Source organism: Spectribacter acetivorans (genome assembly GCF_031846305.1).
In the GTDB taxonomy this organism is placed as follows: domain Bacteria; phylum Pseudomonadota; class Gammaproteobacteria; order Nevskiales; family Salinisphaeraceae; genus Spectribacter; species Spectribacter acetivorans.
Genome location: NZ_JAVRHY010000006.1, coordinates 157,037 through 171,814, shown reverse-complemented (window position 1 = coordinate 171,814; position 14,778 = coordinate 157,037). Strand labels below are relative to the sequence as shown.

The following is a 14,778-nucleotide window of genomic DNA, read 5'->3' as shown; positions in this document are numbered from 1 at the left end:
TGGCCAACCTGGCTGGTGTGCGCAACAGTCCCGAGCTATTCAATGTCTGGGAGGTCGCCCAGGGACGGAAGGATGCGGAAGGTAATGTCGACTGGGGATAGGTTGTGCTCGTCGAGAGGCGATACGCTGAGCACGCTGGCCTGGAATTCATCGCCATAGAGGTCGTTGACGACGGTGGTGATCTCGTTTTCAAGGAAGGAGATGGGCTGGTCTTTCACAGCGGCCCACGGCTTGGGGCACATTGCCAGGTGCTCCATCACGGCTGCCGAAATTGCCTCAATGGGATCTGGGTGATCTGCCTCTTCGACCACATCCTGAATCTTCTGCTGCTCGACCTGGAGCCAGGCGCTGCTGATGCGATCGGCGAAAGTGTTCTGGAATTCCTTGACCTCGTCGAGGTGGTGCAGCTTGCTGAGGATGTCGAGCAGTATGGGAAGGTCGGCCTGTTCGCCGTAACCAGTTTCAATGGCGGCCCACTGAGGTAGCGCCTGATACTTTTCGACCAGCACGCGCATAAGACTGGGGAAGGCCTGCTGGAGGGGATGGGGCGTGTTCATGGTGGGTACCTCAATTTCACTGGCCGGATTTTTTCTTCGCGGACGATAGGGCTTCACCCAGGACTTCGACAGATGCGTTCTTCTGCAGCGCGCCGGCGTCGAAATAGCCCATGAATGCGCTGACCGAACGATGCCCGGTCATGCGCATGGTTTGCCCCTGGTCCCTGCCCTGACGGCCGGCTTCAGTGACGTAGCCAGCCCGCAAGGAATGGGGGCTCAGATCCTTGCCCACGGACTTAAAACGGGCCTTGAGCACGTAGTAGACGCCATCGGGGGTCAGTCCGTAGGGAAGCACGCGACCGGATTTGCTGATACGACGAAAGACGGGACCTGCATCGACATCCGCCGTGGACAGCCAGTCGCGGACCGCCGAGGCGGCAACCGGGGGAAGCAGGTAGCGTTTGCCCTCGCCCTTCTGGTCCGTTTTGGACAGGGGGATAGTCAGGGCAAGCGTTGATTCATCGTCATAGTCCGCGGCCTCAAGGTCGACGCAGCGTATGGCCGAGATCTCCGATCGACGGCGCCCCCCTGCCCCAAAGCCGAGGAGCAGCAGGGCCAGATCACGTTTGGCCGACAGGGAAAGCGTCAGGTGAGACGCATGGCTTTCAGCCTCGAGCAGCGTTACCAGCTCGAACAGGGTGTCACGGGTAATCGCCGGCGTGGACTGGCTAAGGCGCTCTCGCCGGCCGGGATCCTTGGCCATGGCCTTGCGGGTGGACTGGAGGAAGTATCGAATCGTGGCGTCGTCATTGGGCGCCGGCATGCCGCGTAGACGGCACACGGTTGTGAGCATCGAAAGATGGTGCTCGATGGTCGCGAATTTCCAGCCGCCCGGGCGCTTCTTCAGGCTGCGTTGATTCGCCGGCAAGGGCCGGCAGAGAAGCTCGTCGATGTTGGCCGGCGGGGCATAGGCGTGATCGGTGATGAAAGTGATGAGGTGGTCTCGTTCCCAGGCCGGGAAATGGTCGGACGCGGTTGTCCCGAAACGCAGCTGCAGCCAGGCCTTGTGATAGCGAGCGGCCCGAGCCATGCCGCGGGTCAGGCTCTCGGACATCGCGGTGCGAAGGGTATGTCGGATGCGCGCCCTCACCTGGGGGTCGAAGCCCCCTACCTCCTTCACGAGGTAATCCACCCGTGCTTCCGGCACTTCGACCGGAACCAGGGAAGTCACGATGTTGCTCCACCCTGCTTGGACTTGGTGGGCTTGGAGCCAGAGCGGTTGGTGGGCTTGCGCAGCTCCTTGATCAGTTCGTCTCGGGAGCGGATCTCGGACTTGAGGCTACCAAGTTGCTCGCGCAGCTCACTGTTCTTGTCAGTGAGCGCCCTGAGTTCCTGGCGTGCGTCCTGGGCACGGTCCGTGGCAGAGGCCGCGCGAGCCTGGGCTTCGGCCAGATTGGCGGCGGCCTGGTGATAACGGTCTCGCTCCTGTTCCAGCTTGAAGCCGCGCTCGTCGAGCTCGGCCTTGAGCTGCTCGACTCGCTCCTCCATGTCGGTGAGCTGCTGCAGGAGGTTGTCATGGGCTTTCTGGTGGTTGTCTCGCTGGGTGCGCAGCTCTTCGACGAGCTCGTTCTTCGCCGTGGCGGTGGCCAGCCGGCGCTCAAGGCTGTCGACCGCCTGCTGGTGTGAAAGCTGCTGCTGCTCGAGGGCGCGCTGCTTTTCTTTCTCAGCATTCTTGAGATCGGCCTGTGCCTGTTTGAGCTCGGCTTCGAGATCGTCGGAAAGATGCTGGGCTTGATCGGCCGCGGCCCGTGCCTGTTCGGCTTCCTGCTGCGCCTCGAGCCGGCCCTCCCCGGCCGAGAGATACGCCTCGCGAAGGAGACGCTCCAGCCCGGCGACATGAAAGCCGACTCGGGCCGACACGCTTTGCCATTCGGCTGAGACGGACTCTCCGAATGAGGCGCGATCGGTAAAACCATCGAGCAGGCGGGTGAATACCTCGGCGCGGGAGATGTCCTCGCCGGATTCGGCCGCCAGGGTTTCGGCAATCTCCCCAAACCGGTCCTTGAGACGCTCAGGCACGGGGATGTTGAGTTGGACCGTTCGGTCCTGGGACGGCGACTGGCTCATGGTTTGGCTCCAGAGTCATAGCGGGCAAGAATCTGATCGATGCGATCACGGATGCCCGGGGTGGCAGCCTCAGCCTGTTCGATCGCCAGCTGCAGGCGGAGAAATCGATCGGACACACGTTGGCAGGTCTTGCGTTCTTTTTCGTAGGCCCGTCCATAGACGGCGGCATCTTGTCGGGCGAGTCGGATTAACCGGTTGGTGGCTTCTGGCGACTCGACGCGACGAAGCCAGGCGACCAGCAGATAGCGTTCTGCCTCGAGATCGGCGTTGAACCGCCATTGGCGAAGTGCCTGGGTGCGGCGGCTGTAATGGGTGTCGATATGGGGTCCGGCGACCACCCTCACCCGCCGGCGCGGACCGGCATATAGCAGGCCCCAGCCGTCGGGGCACTCCTCCGGTTGAAGCAGGTCGTCAGGGCAAAGGTAATACCGCCAGTTCCCCACGCCATCACCTTGACGGTGGGGTTTCTTCAGGTCCGCCAGGAAATCGGAACGACTGGCCTTGGCTTCGATGAGCACACTGCCGCCATCCGGGCCGCTCAGCTTCCAGCCGATCACGTCAGGGGACTCCTGGCCGAAACCTGCGCCGGGTTCAGTCAGGACGATGTCGGATCCGGGGCCACCGCGTGAGCGCGCACGCTTGGCCCAGCCGGCGCCGATGGCGACAAGATCGGCGTGGCTAGTCATTGACCGGGAACTAGGCTGGGACATCGTCAATGTCGCTGGAGGGCCTGGCGATTGCCAGCATCTCCGAGGCTGCGGCGGTGTCGCGGTCATACCGGCGCTGATAAGAGGGGTAGGCATGTCGGCCCGCGTAGGTCGCCTCAGCTATTGCAATCGCATCGTGGGCGAGCTCGATGCCGAGGCTCTTGAGTTTGGAGTTCTCGGACTGGAGGCGAACAATCTCCGCTTGGAGCTGCCACGGGCGACATCGACAGCCGCCGTTGGTGGCCATGCCGGTGGGCTTTTCGATGACGCAGCTGTTATCTCGACACCCTTTCATGCGGTGAACCCTAGATTGCGGGCGAATCAATGCTATATGCATTCTTTTATATTGCCCATAGCCCCCTTTGTTATCTTCAATATACGGATTTTGATGCGGGACGCAAGGGCAAAAGACAGCGTATAGCAACGCCATTACACTAATGATAACGATCACTTGTCGTAAGTGATTCCGGTGCATGAGGAAGGAGGGAAAATCGGCAGGCATTATGGGAAGCCCCGAGAATACGCGGCGGTACGCCTCATCTCATGCTCGACCCGATGAGGAATCTCCGGCGAAACGCCTGGGTGCCAATAGAACGGATCGGATTCGCGACCAGGGGATTGCGCGCCATCCATGTGGGGCTATAATGACCCCCACATGAAGGAGGATGGTATGGAGACCCAAACCGAGGCACACAGCGTGGCAAGCATTTTGGGGCTGCATGAGCGTGAGTTCGATAATCCACTGATGCTCATCAAGCAGATCGAGCAGGGGTTCCCGACCTCAGTGGTGGATCGAGTCAAGTCCGCCATGATGCTGGCCGATCATCAGATCAACGAGCTCTTCGTGAAAGGAACAACGCTCGATCGACGCCGTAAATCTGGACGGCTTAACAGCGTTGAAAGCCAGAAATTCGAGAGAGCGGCAAGAGTGTTGGCGGCCGCCGAGGACGTTTTCCAGGATCAGCACACCGCTCGCGAGTTTCTAAAGCGGCCCCACATGTTCCTTGACGGCCAAAAGCCTTTCGATGTGGCCGTGGGGACGGATATCGGCGCAAGCATGGTGGAAGATATCCTCGGTAGACTGAAGTACGGCTCGGCTGCGTGAGCAAAGCGCAGAAGCTGGACCGAACACTCACGGCCTATCGAATCGGGGACCCAGGCGGGGTGTTCCCGATTTTCGATGCCACCGGATCGACACGCTTCCCCGGCCGCTGGAACGACGAGCACACGCCGGTGATCTATGCGTCACGGCAGTACAGCGCTGCGATGCTGGAAAAGCTGGCGGCATCATCAGGCCTGATGCCGCCCAACCAGCACTACGTGGAGATCACCCTACCCCGCGGCCTGAGTTACGAATGCGTCACCCCAGACTTGTTGCCCGGGTGGGATGCGCGACGACAGGCAACCAGCCGGGCATTCGCCGTTTCCTGGGCATCCGAGGCACGATCCGCGATCTTGCTTGTTCCGTGTTTCGTCGCCCGGCTCGAGCAGAACGTGGTCATCAACCCGCACCACCCGGAATTTTCGGATATCGAGGTGGGCCTGCCGATGCCGGTCTGGTGGGACAGGCGGTTGTTCAACCGCTAGCCGGGGTTGTCGGGCGCGGTTTCGTCATAAACGCGGACGATGAAATCCCGTAGAGACTCGACCAGTACGGCGAACTCATGTTTTCTTTCAGGCGTGGCGGCGCCATCGGCGATGACTTCAAGGACTGCATGAGGGTCCTTGGCAAGCAGGCCACGACGGCGCCTGGCTCGGGAAAAACTGGGATTCACGGCGTTATGGATTCCGCCGTAAAGCATTGCCAGCAGCCGCTGTTTCGACTGGTCCTGGAGGAGCTCCTGAAGAAACTCCCCACGAGTCATCGTCTCGTTTAGATCGCGGTCATGGCGTTTCGGATCGAGATCGACCCCCACGAGATCCGCAGCCTTCTGCAGTTGGTTGTCATCGAGATGCGCGTGAGAATTTGTACCCATAGAAAGCTCCATCCGCTGAATGAAGCTCTGACGCTAGACTAAACAGCTGGTCATTTGGGGCCAGGTCGGATAGCCATATATGACCAGGTGAAAATAAGCTCCGATAGATAGGAAACAGATTCAACAAACCCAGGGTTGAGCTGATTACATGATCTCGTCGAGGGCTTTATCGTTCTCCTTCAGCTCTTTTTGTTCGACCTCCGCAATCCGGTCGTTGAAGGCCTGAAGACGCTCACGGTGGGTGTAGCGGATCGTGTACATCCCGCCGAATGTGTCCAGCTCCACCATCACTCCAGTATCAGAACCGTCCTGAGGGTTGGCGTCGAAGATCACTTGGGTCTGGAATTGCCTCTTGGTTTGATCAATAACCTGGTAGCGGTCACGGAATTTTTTCTCAAGCGCTTCGATTTGATCCTGCTCTACATTGAGTGCAGTCAGCGATATCTGATAGAGGACCGCGTTGTGGTCGAAGTTGAATGTCGAGCTCATCAGCTCTCCGGGGAATGCCTCAAAGGGCGGATAGCCGCTCGCATTAAGGGACTCATGCCCAACTTCGGCATCCAGTGGGTTGGGCTGGCCCCGAAGAAAGTCGGCTTGACGGGAGAGTCGGTAGCGAACGCTTTCCCAAGAGTCCTGGCCGATCTCAAAGGTGAGATAGGACTCGGCCGACACGACGCCGGGGAACGTGGCGAAGCTGGCCACGATGATCGCTGCTTGGAGTTCCACCCTCACCCCGTCACCGCGGTCCGTTCCGCAGTATCCGGGGCGGGATTGATTCGCGCTTCCAAGGCCGCCGGGGTGAGCGCAGCATGTGCTGCGTCACCACACGGGATCGTCCGGCCTCCACGCGCATGACATTCCGGCCTCCCGCCGGTAGCAAGTCGCTGGATATTGATCGCGGCGTTCACGTCGCGATCGTGGGTCGCCCCGCAGGCGAGGCAGGCCCAATGCCGCGTCGACAGCGGCATCGCGGTCATCCGGTGGCCACACCCCGAGCAGGTCTTGCTCGTGGGCGCCCACCGGTCAATCACCACCACCTCACGGCCGCCCCAGGCGGCCTTGTAGGTGAGCTGCCGGCGCAGCTCGGTCCAGGCGGCATCGGCAATGGATAACGCCAGGTGGTGGTTGGACAGCATCCCCCGCACGTTCAGGTCCTCGACGCCGATGACTTGGTTGTCGTCGATCAATCGCCGGGTGAGCTGATGCAGGGTGTCGGTGCGCCGGTTGGCGATGCGCTCGTGGATCGCGGCGACTTTGCGGCGTTGGCGGTGCCACCGGGCCGAGCCCTTGCGCTTGCGCGCCAGGGTCCGCTGCTGGCGCTTGAGGCGCCGCCGATCCTCCCGATAATGCCGGGGTGCCAGCGCCCGATCCCCGCGGCTGGTGACCACAAGATCACGAAGCCCCAGATCAATGCCCACGGCGGCGTGGGCGGCCGGGGCGACGCCCGGGGCGGCTTCTTCGCACATGAAGGTGACGAAGTATTTGCCGGTGGCGGTTCGACGCAGGGTGACCATCTTGGGTATGCCACCCGGGGTGCGCGACCACCGGAGCTTGATCTCGCCCAGCGCGGGCAGCTTCAGGTAACCGGGCCGGTAGGCCCGGTGGACCTGACGCTGATCCAGCTGAAAACGGATCGCCTGGGCATGGCCACGCTTTTTGAAGCGCGGGTAGCGGGCCCGGCCGGCGAAGAAGTTGCTGAAGGCCCGATCCTGATCGCGAAGCGCCTGGGTGAGCACCGTCGCCGGGGTAGCCTTGAGCCAGGCATACCGGTGGGTGCGCTTCAGGATCGTGAGCAGCCGGGAGATGCCCACGCCGGACCGGGACTCGGTGCGCCGGCGCCAGGCCTTGCCGCGGGCGTTGAGGCCGAAATTCCAGACCCAGCGGGCGGCGCCGAAATGGCAGGCCAACGCCCGCTGCTGCGCCGGGGTCGGGTAACACCGGAACTTGTACGACCGCTGGATCAGCCGGGGGCTGCCGCTATCAGGCTGTATGCCCATACAACCCGACGTTACACCAAAACCCTGCGCGAATCACGGGTGTCACGAGCACCACCTGGACACTGGTCCGGACCGCGCCGCGCGCGGTTGGCGTGCCTACCCGGGGGCTCGAAGGCGTCCTGCTTTCTCGAATGCAGCCGTTGCGGTTGGTAATCAACAGGTGCACCTTTACTGAGACTGGTCGATTTTCCATTCCCCATCGGACTGAACGAGGACAAGGTTGTGCTGCATGGGCGTTCGATGTCCGGCCGGGAAATCCCCGAACTGCCGTCGAAACGCGCGCATGCTCAAAAGCAGGTCGTCATTCTCTCGACCGTTGGCAACGAGCTGTCTGGCCTCGCCCATCATGTCGTCGTAACTGCGCGGGAAGATCAGGTCGTAGGCGACACGGGTGACATAGGCCCCCTGGCGATCGATGTAACCGGCACGGCGCTCGAAGTTGGCCAGCTGAAGGTATTCCACCCCGCCGGGCGAGATGAACAGCGAGAGTATCTCGTTGCGAATGTCATCGCTTGACGGCTGCGGCGCGGCGCATCCGAGCGCAAGAATGGCCGCAAGCACGGCAAGGCTTCGGGTCATGGACTGTTACGGCTGGCGGCCCCGGCGAAGCGGCCCGGTGGGCGGCATCGCCGACGTACTGAGCTTGTCGGAAGGAGTGTAGCGCGCCGGTGCTTCAACCGCAGGCACCACAATCTCTCGTCGACAGCTGCCAAGGGTGCGCGAGAAGAAATGCGCATCGGCGCAGGACACCACGCAGTAATACCAGGCGTTCTGGCGGGCTCGGCGGGCCGGGTCGGCGAGAAGGTTTTCAGCCTGGGCATGGCAGCCCCGTGGGCTGGCTGCCTGGTAGCAATCAAGCCGATGCTCGAAGCCGTGAGCCGCGACACAGGACCTGGCCGCGGCGCGGACCTGGTCAAAGTAGACAGTCCCTTGTCCGCGTTCAGCGGGATTGGCATGTGCTTCAGTTAGCCATAGGCAAGCGGTCAGCCCAGCCACCAGAAGGGCTTGGACACGCGGGGTTAGGAGGCCTCTTCGTCGCAACATGCGCTCCATGAAAGCGCATACCGGGTGACAAGGGGCGTGGAAGAGTCGGCCGTTTTCGGTGGGATTAAGCCCTGACGCCCGACGCGGACAGGCTACCTTGGGATATGTTGGGTCTGGTGTTGCAAATCACCGGGGGCGTGGCACAAAGGGAGATAGCGCGGCGACGCGCATCACTTGGGAGTTACCAGAATGAACACGATCAAGACCGTCCTTTTGCTGTGTGGGATTGCCGCAGTGGCTGGTTGCGCCAGTGCCCCGAAAACAGTGGATTACCAGGCCAGCAAGAGCCGGGCATGGAATATCGCTCATGCCCAGGGGCTGACCGACGAGGAGGGGCCGCTGCAGGACGTCAAGACGCAGCGAACCATCGAACGCCAGGCTGCCTACGACAAGTTCGACAGCGAGACCGAGGCAGTCACCGCGGGGCTTGGCATGATGCAGGGCGCCGCGTTTGGCGCCGTCGATCTGCTCAGCTTCTTTGCCGCGTCCCCGCACATCGCTCGCAACGACGCGTTGGCCGTGATCGTGCCCAAGGCACAGGCTGGCGACGCGGAACGGGCCGAGTCGATGGTCACCGAGATGATTCTGCGTGATGTCGATGATTTTCTGCTCAACCCCGGCCTAACCATGCGTCGGATACCCGAAGGCAGCAGGGGCGTTCGTCGGCGAGACAGCATCTACGTGGAAGGCAGCGGGTGCTCGACTGAGATTTGCAGTGGTGGGGCTCCGGCCAAAGTCACCGCGGATCTGGCGCCAGGGAATCCGCTGGCAGGGGGGCGACCGGCATACATGGTGCGGGGCTACTTCAATGCTTATGACCAGAATCGAAATCTGGTGACCCGTTGGCATGAGATCGGCGCCGTGAGCGCCTGGAGTCAGCGCCTGCCGGCCAACGCCTACATCTATCTGGCACCGAAGAAAGGACGGAACCAGGTTCCGATCTATCTCAACCAGGGGCGGGTGCTTCACTTCCGGCGATGACATAAAAAAGGCGGCCCAGGCGGGCCGCCGTCAATTCAGGTAATCAGACATGCAGGCTCATTCTGGCGAGGCGACGAGCAGCGAAACAGCGCCCGATGGGGGTTACAAGGGGTCCGAGAAGGGGGCTGAAAACCCGGTCGATGCCTACTGGGCCGTTGTGAGCGACGTGCTCAAGAGCATGCATCGCCCCGGGCGAGAGCGTTGGCCGCAATGTCTGGCGATGGCCCTGTGCGATCAGGCATCAGACGGTCGCTGGGTAAAAGAGCTCGATGGCCGGGAACTCTACGTGGCCGGTTACGAACTTCGCAACGGTCGGCGCATGCCGGACAGCTATGAGGTGGACTACGGATCGGAGTTTGCCGGTCGGGTTCGGCGTTACTGGAAGACGCTGAGCGAGGGTAGCTGGTGGCAAGAAGCCAAGGCTGTAGCGGAGGAGCGACTGGCCGACGCGGGGATTCCCGCTGAAGTCGCGCTTGCTCGCTACGACGCCGGTGCGGGCGGATCGGGCAACGCGGTTGTCTATGGGTTGGCGATCCGTGCCCGGTCGAACGCCCACGACACGCCCAAAGCCTCGAGCCCGAAGCTCGCCGACAATGAGGTGAGATACGAAGTGTCGAGGCTGCCAGAGATGCCCCGTCTCGGGCGCTTTCTGGGAAACCTGAGACTGGCAGGTATGTCGGGGGCCTTCTTCTACCTGACAGTTAGCCTGATCGTGGCTGTGAGCATCGTTGTGGCCTACGCCGCCGTGATCACCGCGTCAGACAAGGAAGGCCTGCGGCCTTGGGTCACCACGATGGTGGTGCTCGTTTTCAGCGGCTGGATCTTGTGGCGTTCAGTCGGGGCGTTCGTCAGCGTGCAACGTCTTGGAGTGGTGGTTGCCCCAGCCTGGATGCGAACGCGCATTGACCACCCTACCCTGCTGCTTGAGTTCAAATATGACCCGCAGCGGCGTGTGGACCAGTGGGGTTATGAGGTCAAGCGGTTGCGCCTGTCCGCCTATGAGGGGCGCTGCAAGCTATGTGGCGGCGAGCTGGAGATCCGCGAAGGGTCTCGCTGGCGTCATCCCGGGCGCCTGGTGGGGACTTGCCGAAACGCGCCCAGGGAACATCTGTACAGCTTCGACCCGGTGCTCAGGGTGGGCCGCCGATTGCACGACTAATCGTCCAGCCGCTCCCGAAGGGCCCGACGATCGGCCATCTTTTCGGCACGGCGATCCGCCTTGCGCGTTTTGCCATGTGGCCCGCTCTGCCGGTCCCAGGCTGACTGGGCGACTCGATTGCGAACTCGTGGCCTCGCCGATGTCGTCTTGCCTTTCATGTCGTTATTATACCATCCCCTTTTGGGCTGCATGACCGTCCGCGTCGTAGCACAAGATCGGCGGCGGTTATAGGGGATAGAAGAAGAGCATAGAAGAAAAAAGTTCGGCAAACAGACGTCCGTCTACCCCTTCCTCTGGGGATGGTATAATAGCGGTGATGAAAAATGACATGCGCATCGCCCTTCTGGAAGCCTTCAATGGGCTTGCCGAGGCACTCTCGGAGCTTGAAGGCCGATTGATCCAGGACGAACAAGCCGGCTATCCCGGTTGGTTGGCATGGCGGGGAAACGCCAGGCATGCCGCCGCGGCCGCGGCGATCCGACGACTGGAATATCGTGAGTCTCAGGAGGAAAGCCGAAGCGATCGCTGCCCTGGCGCGCTGGGCGTGTCTGAGGAAACCCTGGCCTGTGCCCGCCGGGTCAACGAATGGAAATCCAGGGTGAAAAAACGCGTGCTGGAGATCCGGCATCCCGAGGGATTGGGGAAAGAAGATGCCGTCAACCGACTGATCAATGAGGACAGAGGACGAGCGCCTGCCGTCGTTGAGGCACTATCCCAGGTGGGGAATGCGCGGGTGCATCTTGTACAAACCTATCGCCAGATTCGGGTACTGGAGCCGATGCCCGCCTCCATCAGCCTGACCTGGTCATGTGGTAATCGCTCGATCCGCAAGGTGGATGTGGCGCAAGGCCGGGCGATGGTGCGGAGGGCGAAACACCTCTCGGATCGGGTTCGGGAACAGGCTCAGGCACGCCTTAGTGCGATGCCGGAGAATCAGGAATTGGCGGTGGTCAAGCCGGTGGCGCCATCCGTGCGGGCCAACGTGGTCTGGAAGATTGATGACGAGACCACGCGACAGATGTTCGATGCCGCCCTGCCCCTGCTCTATCCGGCGGGGCCTGGCGCCGCGGGTGTGCGGCATAACGAGCTGGACGCCTACCCGCCGGATGAACGCGAGCGAAAGAAGCGGCTACCCCGAAGCGGCGGCCGTCGACTGGCGAAGGAGCCGATCGTGCCGGCTCTTCGCCTATATGCCTACGCTGGTCATTGAGTCTGACAGTTGTTGAACAGGCTGCAGACGCCGTCGCGAATATCGATTCGGCCATCCCCGTTGGCGTCCTGTTCAATCTGGAGCGCGGCGCGGCCGGAAGGCGGCACCGCATACGCACGAGAGGCGGCTCCCGCGTCGGGGTTCTGTGCAGCACCACCGTTGGGCTGATTGTTCTCGCCGTTGTTGGCTTCGTCAGCTGAATCGGTGCGGCGTCGCATCTCTTCCACGTTCTTGTCGCGAATCTCAGAGAAATCGAAGCTCTGGTCACCACTTTCAGGGTCGGTCGAGCGTCGATCGTAGCGTTCGTCCGAATCGGGCGGCTGATAGTAGTTGGGGTCATCGACATTCGCGGTCTTCTGGTCGCGGGCGCCGGCGGCTTGCATATCGGCAGCCCTCGGCGCGATGCCGGTTTCGTAAAGAATGTCGGTCCATTCGGAGAGATCGACATCCTCCCAGCGAACCTGGGCCATCGTTTCAAGCGGGATGGCAGCACAGCTCGGGTTACGGACATCTCCCCAGGAAAGCCCGAGATGCGGCTGTTGGTGTAGTTGCTGCTGAAGAATGCGCGACAAGGGCGAGTTGAAACAGCAGCCCGTCAACCGACGCTCGATGCAATTGCCGAAGAAATCATCACGGTGGCAATACTCGCCAAGGACATGGCAGCTGCGTAGGTTGTCTCGCTTGATGTTGAACAACGGCTGCTCATCATCCTGACAGTCGGCGATGATGGTGATCGCGAACTTGGCCAGTTGGTAATAGGAATAGGCTGTCATGATCCAGCTGGCGTAGCCAATGTACTGCTGGGCCTGATCAGACAACACCGCCTGGCCACCCTGCTGTGCACCTTCGGCAAACAGGGCATCGTGCATGGCCGGGGCGAACCGCTCCATCCACCGTTGCACCTGGTTGAGGATTTCCTGCTTGATGCTATCAATGCCCAGTTGAGATCCAGCCTCGGCGGTACTGGCAGCGCCCTGGTTGACCGCGGCCTGGCCGGCGTAGCTTTCGCTCATGGAGCCGAAGGCGCTGGTGAAGTGGCTCGAGATCGATCCGTAGACGTCATAGGCCCCTGACTGGAATGACTGCCAATAGCCCATGTAGTCCACGCCATAGGAGGCCATCCAGTTGGCCATCTGCTCGGACTTCAGCCCCTTCCAGGCGAGCTTTGCTGCGGTGATGTAGGCAACGAAATTGACTTCAGGGGTGTCATCGCAACAGTTCTCGGCGCCGTAGAAGACCTCCGATTTACAGTAGTAGGCTTCGCCGGGGAAGAGCTCACAACCGTTGTTGATGTCGCAGGTGCCTTCGTCCTGGGCGGTGAATTCCACCATCTGCAGGGTCGTGGCCATGGACTCGAAATTCGGGTTTTCCTCCTGGGGGTCATCCATGCAGCTGCCGTCAATGCAGCCCATCGACTGACCGTCGCATTCATAGATATTGCCCTCGGTGTCACGAGTCACGTTCGGGCCGGCTTCACGGAAGCCGCAATCCCAGACCTCCTCGAAGACGTAGCACTGACCGTCTTCATTGCGGGTGGATTCGACACACTGCGAGGTCTTGATACCGCACTGGGGATCAGACCGGTATATCTCGCAGCGTGTCGGGCCGGGGGCCTCTTCGTCGGTGTCGTTGGTGCACTGTTGAGACCCATCGGAGTCACGCCAGCAATACTCAACATCGGTGACTTCGATGGCACCGCAAACCTTCGGCACGTTGTCGACCGGCGGTTCGGACATCTGCTCGGCGAAGGTCGAACCTTCACACACGCGAACGCCGTCGATCTCCACGCAGCCGTTGCTATCCGGTGGCGCAGTGCAGGCGATCTGGCCGGAGAAGGTCTCGTTCTGTACCTCCTGGGCTGTCTCGATGCAGGTGTCCGGCTTCCAGACGTTGGAGACCTCGAACCAGCCAAGGTCCTCTGAGAGGATCTCGAAAACGGCTTCTGCTATCTGGCCACTGGAGTTGGCGACACGGTAGAGATCGAAGTCGTCCTGCACGGCATCGCTTTGAATGCCCACAGCGGCAACCTGGACCTCGCCGGCGTAGTGCTCAGCAACGCCTCGGGGATTGCAGTCCGCGGCATTGGGGCAGGTCTGCTCGAAGCTGGGCCGTCCATCGGTGAGCACAAGAACGAGCTTGCGCGGTTCACGGCGGCTGCTGACCAGGACATTGGCAGCGGCGTCCATGACGCTTGCTGTCGGCGTCGAGTTCGCGTCGGCTTCTATCTCGGCATATCGAGTAATGACGCCAGGGTCGTTGATGTTCTCGGGAAATGCGGTCAAGGAGTAGCTCGAGGCCATACCATCAGCCGAAGCAGGGTCGTCGCCACCGGGGGCATAGGCATGGACCGAGTATTCGGTGAACACTGCGGATTCCAATGCCCGAGCTACGGCAACCGTGGCGCTGGCAGCATCCTCCATCCGGTTGCCGCCACGCATGGAATCGGATTTCTCGATCAGGATCGTCAGGGCGACTGCCTGGTTGTCGGTGGTCGAGAGCTGCAGCTCGTTGTCGATCGTGCACTCGGCGATGGCCGGGGCATCGACACTCACGCAATCGCGGGGGTCTTCGACATGAGGGCTCCCATCGTCCTGGGGTTCAACCACCTGGCACTGCTGGGTTTGGGCGGTAAAGCCACCGTCACGTTCCATCCCCTGCAGGTATTGATCCGACCGAGCGATCGTCGGGTCATTCTCCATCGAGGTGCGAGAACGGTCCGATTTCACCGGGTCGACGGTATCGGCGGCAGGATCAGGTGGCCGGTTATCAACCTGTTGACGGGTCTCGGCATTATCACCGTAGGAGTTTCGCAACCCGTCGATATCCGACGGAGAGTAAGTCGTCCCATCGGGACGGGTCCCGAAGTCCATCTGGGTGGAGGTGCCGTCGCGGTTGGGAACGGTGATCTGATAGCTGTCGGGGGAGAACCCCGGACGGGGGGCATTCAAGCGCTGACTTTCGCCGAACGACTCACCTTGACGCAGATACTCCTCGGGGTCGCCGGCGGGGGCCTGCGCAATAGTCGGTGTCGCGGACATCAGGACCACCATTGCTGGGATCCAGGGCTGACACGCTATCGC

Annotated in this window: 15 protein-coding genes; 5 read left to right on the top strand and 10 right to left on the bottom strand. The window is 61.5% G+C overall.

Annotation, left to right across the window (positions count from 1 at the left end):
- Positions 1-35: 35 nt before the first annotated feature.
- The 5 genes from RM531_RS08905 to RM531_RS08885 are packed head-to-tail and all read right to left on the bottom strand — an operon-like array spanning position 36 to position 3,833.
- The gene (locus RM531_RS08905) at positions 36-557 is read right to left on the bottom strand and encodes a hypothetical protein (RefSeq protein ID WP_311658744.1); all 522 of its coding nucleotides are present in this window, start codon (positions 555-557) and stop codon (positions 36-38) included.
- 16 nt (positions 558-573) lie between these two features.
- A complete protein-coding gene (locus RM531_RS08900) occupies positions 574-1,728 on the bottom strand; it encodes a site-specific integrase (RefSeq protein WP_311658743.1) in 1,155 nt (384 codons plus the stop codon).
- Positions 1,725-2,624, bottom strand: coding sequence for a hypothetical protein (locus tag RM531_RS08895; protein ID WP_311658741.1), 900 nt, complete (start codon positions 2,622-2,624; stop codon positions 1,725-1,727). Before RM531_RS08895 ends, RM531_RS08900 begins: the two co-directional genes overlap by 4 nt.
- Entirely contained in the window at positions 2,621-3,310 is a 690-nt protein-coding gene (locus RM531_RS08890; RefSeq protein WP_311658739.1) for a hypothetical protein, read from the bottom strand. Before RM531_RS08890 ends, RM531_RS08895 begins: the two co-directional genes overlap by 4 nt.
- A 10-nt stretch (positions 3,311-3,320) precedes the next feature.
- Positions 3,321-3,833 (bottom strand): hypothetical protein, encoded by a 513-nt coding sequence (locus RM531_RS08885; RefSeq protein WP_311658737.1) that lies wholly within the window; start codon positions 3,831-3,833, stop codon positions 3,321-3,323.
- Between the two features lie 168 nt (positions 3,834-4,001).
- On the opposite strand from RM531_RS08885, the gene RM531_RS08880 reads away from it, so the two are divergent.
- Both RM531_RS08880 and RM531_RS08875 read left to right on the top strand, forming a co-directional pair.
- Complete coding sequence (locus RM531_RS08880; protein ID WP_311658736.1) at positions 4,002-4,436, top strand: Xre family toxin-antitoxin system antitoxin; 435 nt, start codon at positions 4,002-4,004, stop codon at positions 4,434-4,436.
- On the top strand, positions 4,433-4,918 hold the full coding sequence (locus RM531_RS08875; RefSeq protein ID WP_311658735.1) for an RES family NAD+ phosphorylase: 486 nt from the start codon (positions 4,433-4,435) through the stop codon (positions 4,916-4,918). Before RM531_RS08880 ends, RM531_RS08875 begins: the two co-directional genes overlap by 4 nt.
- Here the strand turns inward: RM531_RS08875 and RM531_RS08870 are convergent.
- From RM531_RS08870 to RM531_RS08855, 4 genes are all read right to left on the bottom strand, one after another.
- Entirely contained in the window at positions 4,915-5,307 is a 393-nt protein-coding gene (locus RM531_RS08870) for a hypothetical protein (RefSeq protein ID WP_311658733.1), read from the bottom strand. The two genes, RM531_RS08875 and RM531_RS08870, sit on opposite strands and share 4 nt — an antisense overlap.
- 144 nt (positions 5,308-5,451) lie before the next feature.
- The gene (locus RM531_RS08865) at positions 5,452-6,033 is read right to left on the bottom strand and encodes a hypothetical protein (protein ID WP_311658732.1); all 582 of its coding nucleotides are present in this window, start codon (positions 6,031-6,033) and stop codon (positions 5,452-5,454) included.
- A gap of 2 nt (positions 6,034-6,035) precedes the next feature.
- Entirely contained in the window at positions 6,036-7,304 is a 1,269-nt protein-coding gene (locus tag RM531_RS08860; RefSeq protein WP_311658731.1) for an RNA-guided endonuclease InsQ/TnpB family protein, read from the bottom strand.
- A gap of 168 nt (positions 7,305-7,472) precedes the next feature.
- On the bottom strand, positions 7,473-7,883 hold the full coding sequence (locus RM531_RS08855; RefSeq protein WP_311658730.1) for a hypothetical protein: 411 nt from the start codon (positions 7,881-7,883) through the stop codon (positions 7,473-7,475).
- A 654-nt stretch (positions 7,884-8,537) separates the two neighbouring features.
- On the opposite strand from RM531_RS08855, the gene RM531_RS08850 reads away from it, so the two are divergent.
- From RM531_RS08850 to RM531_RS08840, 3 genes are all read left to right on the top strand, one after another.
- Positions 8,538-9,329, top strand: coding sequence for a hypothetical protein (locus tag RM531_RS08850; RefSeq protein WP_311658729.1), 792 nt, complete (start codon positions 8,538-8,540; stop codon positions 9,327-9,329).
- 49 nt (positions 9,330-9,378) lie between these two features.
- Positions 9,379-10,488, top strand: coding sequence for a hypothetical protein (locus RM531_RS08845; RefSeq protein WP_311658728.1), 1,110 nt, complete (start codon positions 9,379-9,381; stop codon positions 10,486-10,488).
- 328 nt (positions 10,489-10,816) lie between these two features.
- Entirely contained in the window at positions 10,817-11,698 is an 882-nt protein-coding gene (locus tag RM531_RS08840; RefSeq protein WP_311658727.1) for a DNA replication terminus site-binding protein, read from the top strand.
- Here RM531_RS08840 and traN read toward each other — a convergent pair.
- Complete coding sequence (traN, locus tag RM531_RS08835; protein WP_311658726.1) at positions 11,692-14,748, bottom strand: conjugal transfer protein TraN; 3,057 nt, start codon at positions 14,746-14,748, stop codon at positions 11,692-11,694. The genes RM531_RS08840 and traN overlap by 7 nt on opposite strands.
- Positions 14,749-14,778: the final 30 nt, after the last annotated feature.